We start from the raw sequence: 15,522 nt of genomic DNA, 5'->3' as shown, positions 1-15,522 counted from the left end.
TCGAAGGGATTTTCGTCTCCGGGCCTTGTAAATGGCGACTCCATTCGCGCAAACTAGCGGCGGAATGAAAAGTCGTGACGGAAAATCCAACTCAGAAGTGGGGCGTGTGATGCGAGACAAGGAAGAGAAACGCGTCGACAGCGGCCGCCGTACCTGGCTGATTGCGACATCCGTAGCAGGTGGCGTGGGAGGCGTAGCCACCGTCATACCTTTCGCGGCGTCGCTTGCGCCGTCCGCGAAAGCGAAAGCGGCCGGAGCCCCGGTCGAGGTCGACATCAGCGGCCTGAAGCCCGGCGAGATGGTCACGGTGCCGTGGCGCGGCAAACCCGTCTGGATCCTGAATCGCACCGATTCGATGCTGGCCGACGTCGTCAAGGCCGACAAGGAAGTGGCCGATCCGACCTCGAAATCCCCGTATTCGATGCCGTTGCCCGCGTATTGCGCGAACGAATATCGCTCGCGGGCCGATCGCAAGAACATTCTCGTCGTGATGGCCGTGTGTACGCACCTCGGCTGCACGCCTAGCCAACGCTTCACGCCGGGTCCGCAGCCGAACCTGCCGGACGACTGGCCGGGCGGCTTCCTGTGCCCGTGCCACGGTTCGACCTACGACCTCGCCGGCCGCGTGTTCAAGAACAAGCCGGCGCCCCAGAATCTCGACATCCCGCCCTACATGTTCACGTCGGCGACGACCCTCGTGATCGGCAAGGACGAGAAAGGAGAAGCGTGATGGCCGACAACAAGGAAGTCTCCACGACAGGTCTCACCGGCTGGGTCGACCAGCGCTTCCCGCTCACGTCCACCTGGAAGAAGCACGTTTCCGAGTACTACGCGCCGAAGAACTTCAACTTCTGGTACTTCTTCGGCTCACTCGCGCTGCTGGTGCTCGTCAACCAGATCGTCACGGGCATCTTCCTGACGATGAACTACAAGCCCGACTCGACGCTCGCGTTCGCATCGGTCGAGTACATCATGCGCGAGGTGCCGTGGGGCTGGCTGATCCGCTACATGCACTCGACCGGTGCGTCGATGTTCTTCGTCGTCGTGTACCTGCACATGTTCCGCGGGCTGATGTACGGGTCGTACCGCAAGCCGCGCGAACTCGTGTGGATCTTCGGCTGCGCGATCTTCCTGTGCCTGATGGCCGAGGCGTTCTTCGGCTACCTGCTGCCGTGGGGCCAGATGTCGTTCTGGGGCGCGCAGGTGATCGTGAACCTGTTCTCGGCGATCCCGTTCGTCGGCCCGGACCTGTCGTTGTGGATCCGCGGCGACTACGTGGTGTCCGACGTCACGCTGAACCGCTTCTTCGCGTTCCACGTGATCGCGATTCCGCTCGTGCTGGTCGGCCTCGTGATCGCGCACCTCGTCGCGCTCCACGAAGTGGGGTCGAACAACCCGGACGGCATCGAGATCAAGGCGAAGAAGGACGCGGACGGCATTCCGCTCGACGGCATCCCGTTCCACCCGTACTACTCGGTGCACGATTTCTTCGGCGTCTGCGTGTTCCTGATGGTGTTCGCGCTGATCGTGTTCTTCTCGCCGGAGATGGGCGGCTACTTCCTCGAGTCGAACAACTTCGTCCCGGCGAATCCGCTGCAGACGCCGCCGGAAATCGCGCCGGTGTGGTACTTCACCGCGTTCTACGCGATGCTGCGCGCGACCACCGACCCGTTCAAGATCGTGCTGATGATCGTGATCGCGCTGCTCGGCGTGCTCGCGCTGATCCGTGCGCGCGGCAAGTGGAAGGTCGGGCTGCCGGTGCTGGCCGCGGCGATCGTCGTATTCATGTTCCTGACGGAATCGAAGTTCTGGGGCGTCGTCGTAATGGGCTCGGCGGTGATCACGCTGTTCTTCCTGCCGTGGCTCGACCGCAGCCCCGTGAAGTCGATCCGCTACCGGCCGCTGTTCCACAAGGTGTTCCTCGGGATCTTCGTCGCGGCGTTCCTGATCCTCGCGTTCCTCGGCACGCGGCCGCCATCGCCGGTCTCGACGCTGATCGCGCAGGGCTGTGCGCTGATCTACTTCGCGTTCTTCCTCGGCATGCCCGTCTGGACGCCGCTTGGCACGTTCAAGCAGCCGCCGGAGCGGGTGCGCTTCAAGCCCCATTAACGAGAGCGAGGAGAGAACGACATGAAGAAACTGCTTTCGACGCTCGCGCTGATCGGGGCGACGGCCGTCGCGCTGCTGGCGGCGCCGGCCGTGCACGCGGAGGGTAATTTTCCGCTCGACCGGGCGCCCGATAACACGGAAAATCTCGTTTCGCTTCAGCACGGCGCGCAATTGTTTGTAAACTATTGCCTGAACTGCCACAGCGCGAACCTGATGCGCTACAACCGTCTGACGGATCTGGGCATATCCCAGAAGGAGATCGAAACGAATCTCCTGTTCACGACCGACAAGGTCGGGAACACGATGTCCGTCGCGATGCGGCCCGAAGACGCGAAGAACTGGCTCGGCACGACGCCGCCCGACCTGTCGGTCGAGGAGCGGGCGCGCGGTCGCGACTGGCTGTACACGTATCTGCGGAGTTTCTACCGCGACGATACGCGGCCGAGCGGCTGGAACAACGCGGTGTTCGAGAACGTCGGCATGCCCCATGTATTGTGGCAACTGCAGGGGCAGCGCACTGCCAAATTCGAAGACAAGACGGACGAGGAGACGGGCGAGAAGGTCCACACGCTCGTCGGCTTCCAGCAGGTCACGCCGGGGACGTTGTCGCCGCCGGACTATGATGCTGCGGTGGCCGACCTGGTGGCCTATATGACATGGATGTCCGAGCCGGCCCAGCAGACCCGCAAACGCCTCGGCGTGTGGGTGCTGGTCTTTCTCGGTGTCCTGACTTTCCTGGCCTGGCGGCTCAATGCCGCGTACTGGAAAGATATCAAGTAAACACGCCTGACCGGCGTGGGGCCGGCGCAAGGCGGAACCCGTGAAAGGGGTTGCGCCGCGTGCCGGCCCTCGGCTTTTTTGAGGAAACGCAAATATGATGGTTCTGTATTCCGGCACAACTTGCCCGTTCTCCCAGCGTTGCCGGCTGGTGCTGTTCGAGAAGGGGATGGATTTCGAGATCCGTGACGTCGACCTGTTCAACAAGCCGGAAGACATCTCGGTGATGAACCCGTACGGTCAGGTGCCGATTCTGGTCGAACGCGACCTGATCCTGTACGAATCGAACATCATCAACGAATACATCGACGAGCGCTTCCCGCACCCGCAACTGATGCCGGCTGACCCGGTGCAGCGCGCCCGTGCACGCCTGTTCCTGCTCAACTTCGAGAAGGAGCTGTTCGTTCACGTCAGCACGCTCGAGAACGAGAAGGGCAAGGCAGCGGAGAAGAACCACGAGAAGGCACGCCTCGCGATCCGCGATCGCCTGACGCAACTCGCGCCGATCTTCGTGAAGAACAAGTACATGCTCGGCGAGGAGTTCTCGATGCTCGACGTCGCGATCGCGCCGCTGCTGTGGCGTCTGGATCACTACGGCATCGAACTGTCGAAGAACGCCGCGCCGCTGATGAAGTATGCCGAGCGGATCTTCAGCCGTCCGGCCTATATCGAAGCACTGACGCCGTCCGAAAAGGTCATGCGTCGTTGATGATGCAATGAGGGCAAGACGGAGCGGGCTGCGCGGCGTGCCGCGTGCCCGCTCCGGGTTCGAGGATTGTGATGCAAGAGATTTCAACGAAGCCTTATCTGCTGCGCGCGCTGTACGAGTGGTGCACCGATAACGGTTACACGCCGCATATCGCGGTGAGGGTCGACAACTCGACGCGCGTGCCGCGTCAGTTCGTGCGTGACGGCGAGATCGTGCTCAACATCAGCTTCGAGGCGACGAGCCAGCTGCAGATGGGTAACGAGTGGATCGAGTTCACCGCCCGGTTCTCCGGGAAGGCGCACAAGATCGAGATTCCGGTGGCCAACGTGCTCGCGATCTACGCGCGCGAGAACGGCCAGGGGATGGCGTTCCAGGTCGATGCGGTGGCGGGCGAGGGCGCGGATTCGGGCGCGTTCGAGGACGATGCCGAGCAGGCCGATGAGGTGCGGCGCGACGAGTCGCCTGTCGTGCTGGCGCCGGTTGCCGATCAAGGTGCGAACGAAGAACCGTCCGAAGGCGCCGACGAACCGCCGAAAACCGACGGGGATGGCTCGAAAGGCGGCAGCAGACCTCGCCTCAAGATCGTGAAATGAGGTAGAATCTCGCGCTTACGCCGGCTTAGCTCATCTGGTAGAGCAGTTGATTTGTAATCATCAGGTGGCGGGTTCGAGTCCTGCAGCCGGCACCATATTGAACGAAGGGCCGGGAGATTGATTCTCCCGGCCCTTTGTTTTTTGGATATCCAAGGCGAAACACGCGACGCCGACCGCATGGCAAACCGGCTTCGGCATACGGCATCCAACTCGGTCACAAGCATCGCCCTCGAGGCTGAAGATGCCTACGCTCCCGCCCCGATCCGCACGACGTGCGCTGCGCTGGCAATCCGAGCGCGCATCGCACATCGTTGCACCCCCGTTTCCCTGTCACGCCCGCGTCACGCTGCGCCCCTAACGTTGCACGTTCCGTCGCGGCGCCACCGTCGCGATTCGGGCGTGCGTAACCCGCACGCGACGCCGTGCTTGCGTCGCGCAACGGTCAACCGGGATCTCGCTCCCGGCGGCGCATCGACTATGCCTCGCGTCATTCCATTCGAAAACACGATCGACGCCGTTCGAACCGGATCGCGGACGATCAGGAGACAAGGACCATGTTGAGTCCGCATGAATTCTCGATGCTGCTGCGCATAGCCCGCGCACCGGACAGCGTCGACCTGGCGAACCCCGCGTTCGCCGTGCTCGTCGAAAAGCGGCTCGTCGACGATACGCAGGTACGCGTGAATGAGGTGGCTGCGCGCCCGGCGCTGACGCCGATCGGCCAGATGCTGCTCGCGCGCTTCGACGAAGCGGCCTGAGCGAAGAGAGCGGGAGAGAAGAGGCGTCACGCCTTCGCCGCAGCGAGTGACGTGACGCAACGCGAGCGCGGCGAACCGCTTACTGCGCGACCGGCACCGTCACGTCGCTGCCGAACCAGTGCATCGAGATCTTCTTCAACGTGCCTTCCTTGCGCAGCGACTCCAGCGCATCGTTGATCGCCTTCTCGAACTTCGGATTGCCCTTGCGGAACGGGATCGCCATCTCCTGCTTGCCGCCGTTCAGCACCGCGCCCGAGCGCAGCGGCAGGTTCGACGTCTTGATCATGTACGGCAGCATCAGGCGGTCGTCGAGCGTCGCCTCGATCCGGCCTGCCGCGAGGTCACGCAGCTTTTCCGGTGCGCCAGGATACGTCTGCACCTCGATGCCCGGCACGCTGCGCGCCATCTGGTCGTAGTTGGTGCCGAGCGTCACGCCGAGCTTCTTGCCCTTGAAGTCCTCGAGCGACTTGAAGTTGCGCGTGTCGTCCTTGCGCTGGATCAGCTGCGCGGCCGAGTACGTGTACGGCTCGCTGAAGTCGAGCGCCTCCTTGCGCTGCGGCGTGATCGTGACCTGGTTGACGATCACATCGAACTTGCCGGCCTGCAGCCCCGCGATGATCCCGCTCCATTCGGTCGGGACGAACTGCGTCTTCACGCCGAGCTTGCCGGCAACCGCATTCGCGACGTCGACGTCGAAGCCCTCGAGCTGACCCGACGTGCCGCGCGAGTTGAACGGCGGATACGTGCCTTCGAGGCCGACGCGCAGCACACCGGCTTTCTTCACCGAGTCGAGCAGGTCTTCGGCATGCGCGGCGACGGCCGTGAAACCGAGGGCCGACGCGAGCAGCAGGCCAGATAGCAGGAACTTCGAACGTTTCATCGTGGATCTCCAGTGTTCAGTGTGGTGATGGCGCACCGGGCATCGATCGTGCCCGGGCCGGGCCGAATGACGGGCACGTAGACACTACTCGCAACCGGGCGGCGCCGGAAGTCGAATTGGCCCTGATTGCAATCGATTTCAGCGGGCGGCGGGGTGGCGGCGCGGTGTGACGACGTGGCACGTGAGCGCTGGATGAGCGTTAGAAAGGTTTGCCGTGGACGTTCGGACCAACGATTAAAAATACTCTTTTAAATCAGGTCATTTTCCGAGTCGGCTAGTAATTTGTCTGTAAAATCGCGCGAGCGAAAATCGCATCACGCGCCATCCGAGGGCGCGTCAAAAGAAGAAAAGGCCGTTGCCATGAACATGCAGAACACTGTTGCCGCATTGCGCGGCGGGTTGCTTCAGCAGGACCGGCTGCTGAAGCTCGATACGCCATTGGGCGCCAACGTGCTGACCGTGCAGCGGGCCGTCGGCCGGTCGCGCATCGGGCGCGCGTACGAATTCACGCTCGATGTGCTGTCGACCGACAGCGATCTGGAGCTTAAAAAGCTGATCGCGCAGCCGGTCACGTTGTGGATCCAGCAAGGCGATCGCAGCTACCGGCCGATCAACGGGTACGTGCACACCGCGCGCCGCCTCGGCGCCGACGGCGGGCTCACGACCTATCAGCTCACGTTCGCCGATTTCACCCATTTCCTGAAGTTTCGCCGAGACCAGCGGCTCTGGAACGACACGACCGTCGACCAGATCATCAGCGACGTGCTGAACCAGCATCCGCAGGCGCAGGGGCATTTCCGCTTCGCGCTGTCGAAACCGCTGCCGAGCCGTTCATACACGCGTCAGCACGACACCGACTGGCATTTCGTGCATCGGCTGATGGAGAGCGAAGGCCTCTACAGCACATGGCAGCAGGCCGACGACGGCAAGTCGCATACGCTCGTGATCACCGACAACCTGCAGGCGTTCGCGCCGCTGTCACCGGAGACCGTGCGCTTCTATCGGGGCGGCGCGGCGAGCGAAGCCGACGCGTTCACGCAATGGTCGGGCTCGCGCACGCTGCAGAGCGTGACCCGGACGACGCGCACGTTCGACTACAAGAATCCGTCGCAACCGTCGAACCCGAAGGGCACGACGCTGCCGACGATGGGCGGCCAGGGCGAATTGCCCGACCAGCTCGAAGTCTACGAGTACACCGGTGCGTACACGTATCTGGACCAGACGCGCGGCGACCATCTGACGAAGCTGCGGATGGAGGAATGGGAGTCGCAAGCGAAGCGCTTCCACGGCGCGGGCGGCGTGCGCGCGATCGATGCCGGCCGTCGTTTTACGCTGGCGGATCATCCCGAACACGATCGCGATCCGGCCGACCAGCGCGAGTTCGCGGCGATCGGCGTCGAATGGTGGATCGAGAACAACCTGCCCGTCGCGAGCAGCAGCGCGGACTTTCCGTACAGCCTGCGCGACGCGTTGACGCAAGCGCAGGAGGGCTACGGTGCCGACGCCGCGTTTCGCGTGCCGCATGACGACGGTTCGGTCGGCTTCTATCTCGTCGAGGTCGAAGCGCAGCGCGTAAGCGTGCCGTATCGCAGCCCGTTCGAGCACGAGAAGCCGAAGATGCATCTCGAGACGGCCATCGTCGTCGGGCCGCAGGGCGAGGAAGTCTATACGGACGAGCTGAACCGGATTCGTGTGCAGTTCGTATGGGATCGTTTGAATCCGGGCAACGAGAACGCGTCGTGCTGGGTGCGCGTCGTGCAGTCGGATACCGGCGGCGGATACGGTGGCGTGCACGTGCCGCGCATCGGCGAGGAAGTGCTGATCGACTACGTGGGTGGCGATTGCGACCGGCCTTTGGCAGTCGGGCGCGTGTACAACGGCGCGAACCAGCCGCAGTGGCATAGCGACGGGATTCTGTCCGGGTATCGATCGAAAGAGTATTCGGGCAGCGGCTACAACCACCTCGTGATGGACGACGCGACCGGGCAGAACCGCGTGCAGCTGATGAGCAGCAGCGCGAACAGCCTGCTGCATCTCGGCTACCTGATCGACCAGAACGGCAATTCGCGCGGGTCGTATCTGGGCAGCGGGTTCGATCTGCGTTCGGATGCGTATGGCGCGGTGCGGGCGAGTCAGGGCCTGTACGTGACCACGCACCCGAAGGCGCCGAACAGCCAGCCGCTCGACGTGAAGGAAGCGCAGCAGCAACTGGTGACGGGCGAAAGCCTGGTCGAGGCGATGTCGGGCGTGAGCGAGCAGCATCAGGCGGAAAGCCTCAAGGAAGCCCACGACACGATGCGCGCGTTCACCGACGCGACGCAGGACAGCGCGTCGGGCAACACGTCAGGCGGACGCACGGCAGGCGGCGGCACGGGCAGCGCGAATGCGTTCAAGGAGCCGGTGATGCTGTTCGGCAGCCCGTCGGGGATCGGGATGTCGACACAGCAGTCGCTGCACGTGGTCGCGAACGATCACGTGAACGTCGCGAGCGGACAGAGCGTGCACGTCGCCGCGGGCAAGTCGCTGATCGGCAGCATCGGGCAGAAGCTGAGCCTGTTCGTTCAGAACGCGGGGATGAAGCTGTTCGCCGGCAAGGGCAAGGTCGAGATCCAGGCGCAGTCGGACAACGTCGAGGTGACGGCGCAGAAGGCGGTGAAGGTCGTGTCCGCAACTGACCGGATCGAGATCGCGGCCGACCAGGGGATTCTGCTGACGAGTGGCGGCGGGTACATCCGCATCAAGGACGGCAACATCGAGATTCATACGCCGGGTGCGGTCGATGTGAAGGGCGCGTCGCATACGTTCGCGGGGCCGGCGAGCATGGGATATCCGCTGCCGAGCCCGCGGCCGGACCAGCCGGGGCAGTTGGAGCTGTTTCACAAGTACGTGAACGGCGAGGCGGTGAAGGGCGGGCTGTTCACGGTGAGAGACGTGAACGGCGCCGTGCTGAAGAAAGGGGCGCTCGACAATAGCGGCTATACGGCGGTGAGCGGTTTGCCGCCCGGTGCGGTGCGTGTCGAGTTCGGGAAGGATCCGCGCGAGTCGGCTCAACCCGCAAATTACTTCAAGCAGGCGCAGTGGCCGGTCGAGCCCGTCGAGCCGTCGCCGCAGGCGGCGCAAGCCGCGGCGACGGAGCAGCTCGCGAGCCAGTTGAAGGGGATGGCGCCTGCGGCGACGACGGCTGCGATGGGGCTTGCGAGCGGAGGTGGAGCCGGTGCTGCGTTGGGCGGACTGGCGAGTTCCGCATTGCCGGCCGCGGCAAGTGCGCTGGGTGGGGCAGGCGCGGTTTCCGCGCTACAGACGGCATCGAGCCTGGGCAGTGCCGCGAAGCAGGTGGCCGGGATGGTGCAGGCAGCTCGCCAAGGTGGGCTCGCGGCGCTGGCCGCGCCGGCTGCGAATGCGGCATCCGGTGCGCTGCAGGGCGCGCTACCCGGTGTCGCCGGGATCGCCGGAAAGGGCGCTACGACGGTGGCGTCGGCCGCCGGTGCGACCGGCATGAAGCTTCCGACGAGCGGGTTCGGCGGACCGCTGAAATCCTGAGAGGGCGGCTCGTCAGCCGTCTTGAAAAAACGAATTGAACGAACAACGACATGGCACAACAACTTCCACCGGGCGCCGAGAAGGAACAGGCCGTTTCCTGGCTCAGCGATATTTCGCCGAAAGATGTAGCGGCGGGAGGCGACCGTTTCAACAAGTGGCTGCTCAAGATCAGCGGCAATCACATTTCGTTCGAGGATCTCAAGACCTTCGCAAGCGCGGTGCCGATCATCGGCAACCTGATGGCGTTTTACGATGCGGTGTGCGACATCGTGATGATCGTCGAGAAGCGCCACGCCAATCTGCTCGATTACCTTGGGCTTGCGATCAACCTGATCGGCGTCATTCCGGTTCCGCCGCCACTCGCGTCGTTCCGACTGTCGGCACGGCCGCTGCTGGCGCTCGTGCGCAATCAATTGCTGGTGTCTCGCGGCAATCTCGGCGCGGCGCTCATTTCGGTGCTCGTCACGCATGTCAACGCCGCGGCCGCGACCGAAATCGAGAACTTCCTGAAGACCCTGCAGGACGTTCTTGTCGAACTGCTGAACGACTGCGCGCATAAGGCGCAGGAGTTGATGCTCGGTATTGCTACCGGGCTGGAACTCGCCCTCAAAGGGCAAATTTTCGACAGCAGTGCCAACGTGCGGCGTACTGCACAGATCGCCCGGAAGATGGACAAGCGGTCCTGGTACAACCCGATGCTGGTGGTTGATGCGATCGAGTACGGTTACGAAGGTTCGATCGCGTTGGGGAAGCAAGCCGGGAACGCGACGGTCGGGACTGCGGCGAAGCTTGCTCCGGATTCGTGGCTGCAACCGTTCCGCGATATCGTCGCGTTCCTGAAGGACGAGGCGCCGAAAGTCGCGAAGGCGATCCGTGATCTGAACGGCAGCGAAGAAGGCAAGATGCTGTGGCTGATCGCGCAAGTGATCGAGGCCGTGGCAAGAGTGCGCGCACGCGGGAAGCTTCACGAAAAGGCCGCCGACGTGCCGCCCGGCGGCAAGGGGCGCGCGCAGCACGATCGTCCTCAGGAGCCGGCGGGTGCGATCGGACAGCAGGCGCATGCGGAAGGCGCCGGCCAGAGTCCTTGTAAAAGTTGCGGGATTGGCGCGTCGACCGGGTCGATCGATTTTGCTTTCGGCGATGAGACGTTCACTCACACGGACTTTGAACTGCCCGGCGCACTGCCGCTCGTCTGGGCGCGCACGTACCGGTCGCGCCTCTCTGCATACGACAACGGAGAACTTGGCGCGCGTTGGCTCACGCCATACACGACGCGCATCGATGTCGAAGGCGATACATGGTTCTTTCGCGATGCCAGCGGGCGCAGCATCGAATATCGAGCGCTTGCAGCCGGAGGTGTGCATGACGATCTCGCGGAAAACCTGACGCTGACGCGTCTGGACGAGACGTGGGTCGCGATCGCATACGGCCACGACGAGCTTCACGTGTATGAACGGCGCGGCAATGCGTTCCGGCTTGCGATGCAGAAGGACCGTGCAGGCAATGCGATCACGCTCGATTACGACGCACTCGACCGCGTGGCACGCCTGATCGATGCGAGCGGCAACGTGCTGTCGTTCGAGCACGACAAGCAAGGCCGGATCGTGCTGATCGAGCAGGTGCTCGACGATGGAAAGCGCCGTACGCTTGCGAGCTACGCCTATGACGAAGCGGGCGATCTCTTGCGCGCAACCGACCGGTATGGCAACGCGTGGAGCTATCAGTACCACCGTCATCTCGTGACGCGCTATACCGATCGCACCGGCCGCGGGATGACGCTCGAATGGGACGGCGCGGACGCTGAAGGCAACGCGAACGCGAAATGCGTGCGCGAGTACGCGGACGACGGCAGCCTCGATATCCGCCTTGCATGGCATCCGAACATTCGGCTGACCTACGTGACCGATGCGCTCGGTCAGATGTCACGCTATTACTTCAACATCAAGGGATACGTTTATCGAATCGCCTATCCGGACGGCAGCGAGGAATGGTTCCGGCGCGACGAGCATAACAATCTGACGCTGCACATTCTGCAGGACGGCAGCATCGAGCAGATGCGTTATGACGCACGTGGCAACCGGACCTGGCACGAGCGCGCGGACGGCAGCATCGTCGAGATGGCCTACGACGGCAAGGATCGGATGATCCGGCTCGTCGATCCGAACGGGCATGTGTGGCAGCGCAAGTACGACGATGCGGGCAATCTCGTCGAGGAAATCGATCCGCTCGAGCATGCGACGAAGTACGCCTACAACGACAAGGGGTTGCCTACGCAGATCACCGATGCGAAGGGCGGCTCGAAGGCGCTTGGATACAACGACGCCGGGCAATTGACGAGCTACACGGACTGCTCCGGAAAGATGACGGAGTGGCGGTACGACGATATCGGCCGCGTGATCGAGACAAAGGACGCGTCCGGTGGCGTGGTTGCCTATGGTTATGGCCCGAACGGCCAATTGACGGAGACGCGTTCGCCGGCCGGTGTCGAGCACGTGCAATACGATGCTGAAGGCCGGTTGTTGCGGCATACGGATCAACTCAATCGATCGACCCGATACGGCTACGATGCAGTGGGTCGTATTGCGAGCCGCGCGGATGCGCTCGGGCAGACGATTGCGTATCGCTACGACCGTCTCGGCCGCTTGACCGCGCTGACCGATGCGAACCTTGCGACGTACCAGTTCCACTACGATCCGGCAGGGCGGTTGATCGAGGAAATCGGTTTTGACGGCAAGTCGACGCGCTATCAATACGACCCGGACAGCGGTAGCCTTGTTTCGGTTGATGAAGCGGGTTGCGTGACGTCGATCGACGTCGACGCAAACGGCCGCCTGATGAAGCGTGTGGCGGGGGAAAGCGAGGAACGGTTTGCCTACGACCGGAGCGGCAGGCTGATCGACGCGGTGAACCGCTACAGCCGCGTGCAGTTCTTCTTCGATCCGGTCGGCAATCTGGTGCGCGAACATCACGCGTACGATCTGTTCGGCGAGCGGCGTAGCTACGTCTGGCACCACGAATACGACGAGCTCGGCAACCGACGACGTACCGTGCGGCCGGATGGGCATGCGGTTGACTGGCTGATGTATGGCTCGGGGCATGTGCACGGGATGCTGCTCGATGGCGACGAGCGTGTGCAATTCGAGCGCGATGACCTGCATCGCGAGACGATACGCATGTTGTCGAGCAAGGTCGGACAGCGCACGCATTACGACCCGGCAGGACGCGTGCTGCAGCAGACGATCCAGCGATCGACATCGCCCGCGCCGCTGGCCGAGCGGCGGTATTGCTATGACGCGGTCGGGCAATTGTCGCGGATCGAGGATAGTCGCAAGGGCGGGACGGATTACCGATACGATCCGGTCGGGCGGCTGATCGAGGCGATCAGTCCGGTCGCGAAGGAGCGGTTTGCGTTCGATCCGGCGAGCAACATCATCGATCCGGTGCGGTCCACCGAAGCGCCTGCATCCCGTCCGAGCCCGGTGCGGCCGGAAAGGACGTTGCCGGTCGAGGTGCCGAAGGTGTTGGGCAACCTGCTGAAGGCGTATGCGGGGATGCACTTCGAGTACGACGCGCGCGGGAATCTGGTGCGCAAGCGCACGCCGGCGGGGGAGCAGGAATACGAGTGGGACGAGTTCAATCGCTTGCTGTCGGCGCGGGTTGCGGAGGCGTCGCGGCAGAGTCAGTCACGGTATTTCTATGACGCGTTCGGTCGACGGATCGCTAAGGAGGTGAATGGCGAGCGGACGGTGTTCGGATGGGATGGCGACACGCTGGCGTACGAGAGCGATGGCGAGCGTGGCACGCACTATCTGTATGAGCCGGGAACGTTTGTGCCGCTGGCGCAGTATGTGGCGGAACCGGTTGAGGGAATCTCGACGCCGGAGTGGAAGAGTACCGACCGCTACGTTCCGGAGGATGATCCGCTGCAGAAGATGCCGGAGCGGCGGGGTGACGCGGTGCTGTTCTATTACCACTGCGATCAGATTGGGACGCCTCAGTTGCTGACGGATGACGACGGAGACGTCGTGTGGGAAGCGTCGTATAAGGCTTGGGGCGAAGCGCGGGAGGTGATTGCGCGAGTGTCGAAGGCGACGGGTGTCGTACCGAAGAACCCTTTGCGATTCCAGGGGCAACGGGTTGATGAGGAGACGGGATTACATTACAACCGGCATCGATACTATGATCCGACATTTGGGCGGTTCACCTCCGTGGATCCGGTCGGGCTAGCGGGCGGTTCAAATGGGTATGAATATTCAGTCAATCCGATCGACAGCATAGATCCTCGCGGTCTAACTGCAGACCGACTTGGGCGAAACCTCGCTCGTGCAGGAAGACCTCTTCAGCCTGGACAAACGCCGCACCATATCGTTCAGGAAAATTGCCGCAAGGGCTCCCCAAATAGCCACGTGCAGAAGTCACGCGAAATTTTGGAGCGGAATGATATTGATATCGACTCCGCGTCGAACGGTGCTCGTTTGTGGGGTACTGGCAATGCTCAGGTCCAGGTGCCGGGACACCCTGGACGAGTAGCTGCGCGAGCGGATGGCACCTACCACGCTGGCGCACATATTCATGGCACAGATAATGATAAATTGATATATCAAGTACTTAAGGGCGTAGAGAAAAGGGGGGGCAATGTTGAAAATGCTCTCCGTGATATTGGGCAACGAATGGAGAGCGGCAGTTGGAAGGGGACGTTCAATTGCTGTTGTGACTAGGAGGTCGGCGAAATGTTATTGGAAGAGCCAGTGGTCGAGAATATGTTGGCCATGCTTCGGGAGAAATTTGAGTCGTATGACACGACGAATCTCTACCCTCAATATCTTGAGCTCAGGGATTCGATAGACGATTGGAAATTTTCGTCCGGTGACTATTTTTCATGTCTTCCATATGAAGAGCAGCGACAGGGTTTCTCTGCGCCAAAGTTACTCAAGAAACGCTATGAGAGTGTCGACGAAGCACGTTGGCTAGGGAAATACAGTGCAGGCTTCCGAAATGGCCAGCATGTCGTGACAGTCATGCCAGGTCAAAAGACCGTTCGAGCGCTCAGTGCAGATTTGTACAGCGAAGACGATGGTGTAATTGATGTGTGTAGTATCACTCATAAGGGGATTGATAATCCGGAGAAGGTCGCGTCTCGCGTGACGGGTGTTGCTCGGATGAAACCGCTCGATGAATCTCGCAAGGTTTACGTCGCTGTTGGTGAAGGTGGGGCATTTTCGATTTATCTTTTTGAATACTCGGTGGATGAAAAGCCGAAAACTGCGCTTGCGTTCTCGAAAGGATGGACGGGCGAGTCTCGGTGGGACTTCCATTATGGATCGTCCGGCGAGTTAGATCGAATCACAGCCGGCCCAGCGACACTTTGGGCACGCGCGTAGTTGACTCTTTGCTGATAGCGTTCTGCGGCAATCTGGTGCGCGAACATCACGTCTAAGATCTGTTCGACGATCGACATCGCCCGCGCCTCGCCGAGCGGCGGTATCGCTATGACGCGGTCGGGCAGTTGTCGCGGATCGAGGATAGTCGCAAGGGCGGGACGGACTATCGATACGATCCGGTCGGGCGGCTGATCGAGGCGATCAGTCCGGTCGCGAAGGAGCGGTTTGCATTCGACCCGGCGAGCAATATCATCGATCCGGTGCGGTCTACCGAAACACCGGCCTCCCGGTCGAGCCCGGTGCGGCCGGAAAGCACGTTGCCGGTCGAGGTGCCGAAGGTGCTGGGCAACCTGCTGAAGGCGTATGCGGGGATGCACTTCGAGTACGACGCGCGCGGGAATCTGGTGCGCAAGCGTACGCCTGCGGGGGAGCAGGAATACGAGTGGGACGAGTTCAATCGCTTGCTGTCGGCGCGGGTTGCGGAGGCGTCGCGGCAGAGTCAGTCACGGTATTTCTATGACGCGTTCGGTCGACGGATCGCTAAGGAGGTGAACGGCGAGCGGACGGTGTTCGGGTGGGATGGCGACACGCTGGCGTACGAGAGCGATGGCGAGCGCGGCACGCACTATCTGTACGAGCCGGGAACGTTTGTGCCGCTGGCGCAGTATATGGCGGAACCGGTTGAGGGAATCTCGACGCCGGAGTGGAAGAGTACCGACCGCTACGTTCCGGAGGATGATCCGCTGCAGAAGATGCCGGAGCGGCGGGGTGACGC

Annotated in this window: 10 protein-coding genes, 1 tRNA gene and 1 pseudogene; 11 read left to right on the top strand and 1 reads right to left on the bottom strand. The window is 62.4% G+C overall.

What is annotated here, in order from left to right:
- The first annotated feature begins 109 nt into the window (after positions 1–109).
- The 7 genes from petA (at position 110) to DID98_RS30080 (ending at position 4,946) form a co-directional block, all read left to right on the top strand.
- Positions 110–730 (top strand): ubiquinol-cytochrome c reductase iron-sulfur subunit, encoded by a 621-nt coding sequence (gene petA / locus DID98_RS30110; protein ID WP_124487917.1) that lies wholly within the window; start codon positions 110–112, stop codon positions 728–730.
- Positions 727–2,109, top strand: a complete 1,383-nt coding sequence (locus tag DID98_RS30105) for a cytochrome bc complex cytochrome b subunit (protein WP_124487862.1) — start codon at positions 727–729, stop codon at positions 2,107–2,109. Before petA ends, DID98_RS30105 begins: the two co-directional genes overlap by 4 nt.
- Before the next feature lie 21 nt (positions 2,110–2,130).
- A complete protein-coding gene (locus tag DID98_RS30100; RefSeq protein WP_124487863.1) occupies positions 2,131–2,889 on the top strand; it encodes a cytochrome c1 in 759 nt (252 codons plus the stop codon).
- 94 nt (positions 2,890–2,983) lie between these two features.
- Positions 2,984–3,595: a glutathione S-transferase N-terminal domain-containing protein gene (locus DID98_RS30095; RefSeq protein ID WP_006400565.1), complete on the top strand. Its 612-nt coding sequence runs from the start codon at positions 2,984–2,986 to the stop codon at positions 3,593–3,595.
- 71 nt (positions 3,596–3,666) lie between these two features.
- A complete protein-coding gene (locus tag DID98_RS30090; protein ID WP_044845942.1) occupies positions 3,667–4,188 on the top strand; it encodes a ClpXP protease specificity-enhancing factor in 522 nt (173 codons plus the stop codon).
- Between the two features lie 19 nt (positions 4,189–4,207).
- A tRNA-Thr gene (locus DID98_RS30085) sits at positions 4,208–4,283 on the top strand.
- 459 nt (positions 4,284–4,742) lie between these two features.
- A complete protein-coding gene (locus DID98_RS30080; protein WP_044845939.1) occupies positions 4,743–4,946 on the top strand; it encodes a hypothetical protein in 204 nt (67 codons plus the stop codon).
- Between the two features lie 79 nt (positions 4,947–5,025).
- On the opposite strand, the gene DID98_RS30075 is transcribed toward DID98_RS30080, so the two are convergent.
- The gene (locus DID98_RS30075; RefSeq protein ID WP_044845938.1) at positions 5,026–5,826 is read right to left on the bottom strand and encodes a cystine ABC transporter substrate-binding protein; all 801 of its coding nucleotides are present in this window, start codon (positions 5,824–5,826) and stop codon (positions 5,026–5,028) included.
- A 360-nt stretch (positions 5,827–6,186) separates the two neighbouring features.
- Between DID98_RS30075 and DID98_RS30070 the strand changes: the two genes are divergently transcribed.
- From DID98_RS30070 to DID98_RS30055, 4 genes and pseudogenes are all read left to right on the top strand, one after another.
- Complete coding sequence (locus tag DID98_RS30070) at positions 6,187–9,366, top strand: type VI secretion system Vgr family protein (RefSeq protein WP_124571915.1); 3,180 nt, start codon at positions 6,187–6,189, stop codon at positions 9,364–9,366.
- A gap of 50 nt (positions 9,367–9,416) precedes the next feature.
- On the top strand, positions 9,417–14,084 hold the full coding sequence (locus DID98_RS30065; protein WP_124571914.1) for an RHS repeat-associated core domain-containing protein: 4,668 nt from the start codon (positions 9,417–9,419) through the stop codon (positions 14,082–14,084).
- Positions 14,085–14,096: 12 nt separating this feature from the next.
- Positions 14,097–14,747: a hypothetical protein gene (locus tag DID98_RS30060; protein ID WP_124571913.1), complete on the top strand. Its 651-nt coding sequence runs from the start codon at positions 14,097–14,099 to the stop codon at positions 14,745–14,747.
- 55 nt (positions 14,748–14,802) lie between these two features.
- A pseudogene (locus tag DID98_RS30055) lies at positions 14,803–15,522 on the top strand (hypothetical protein); the annotation flags it as partial.

This window comes from Burkholderia sp. Bp8984, assembly GCF_003853755.1.
Taxonomy (GTDB): Bacteria; Pseudomonadota; Gammaproteobacteria; order Burkholderiales; family Burkholderiaceae; genus Burkholderia.
The sequence above is the reverse complement of the archived record's forward strand: the minus strand, read 5'-3'. Positions and strand labels throughout refer to the sequence as shown.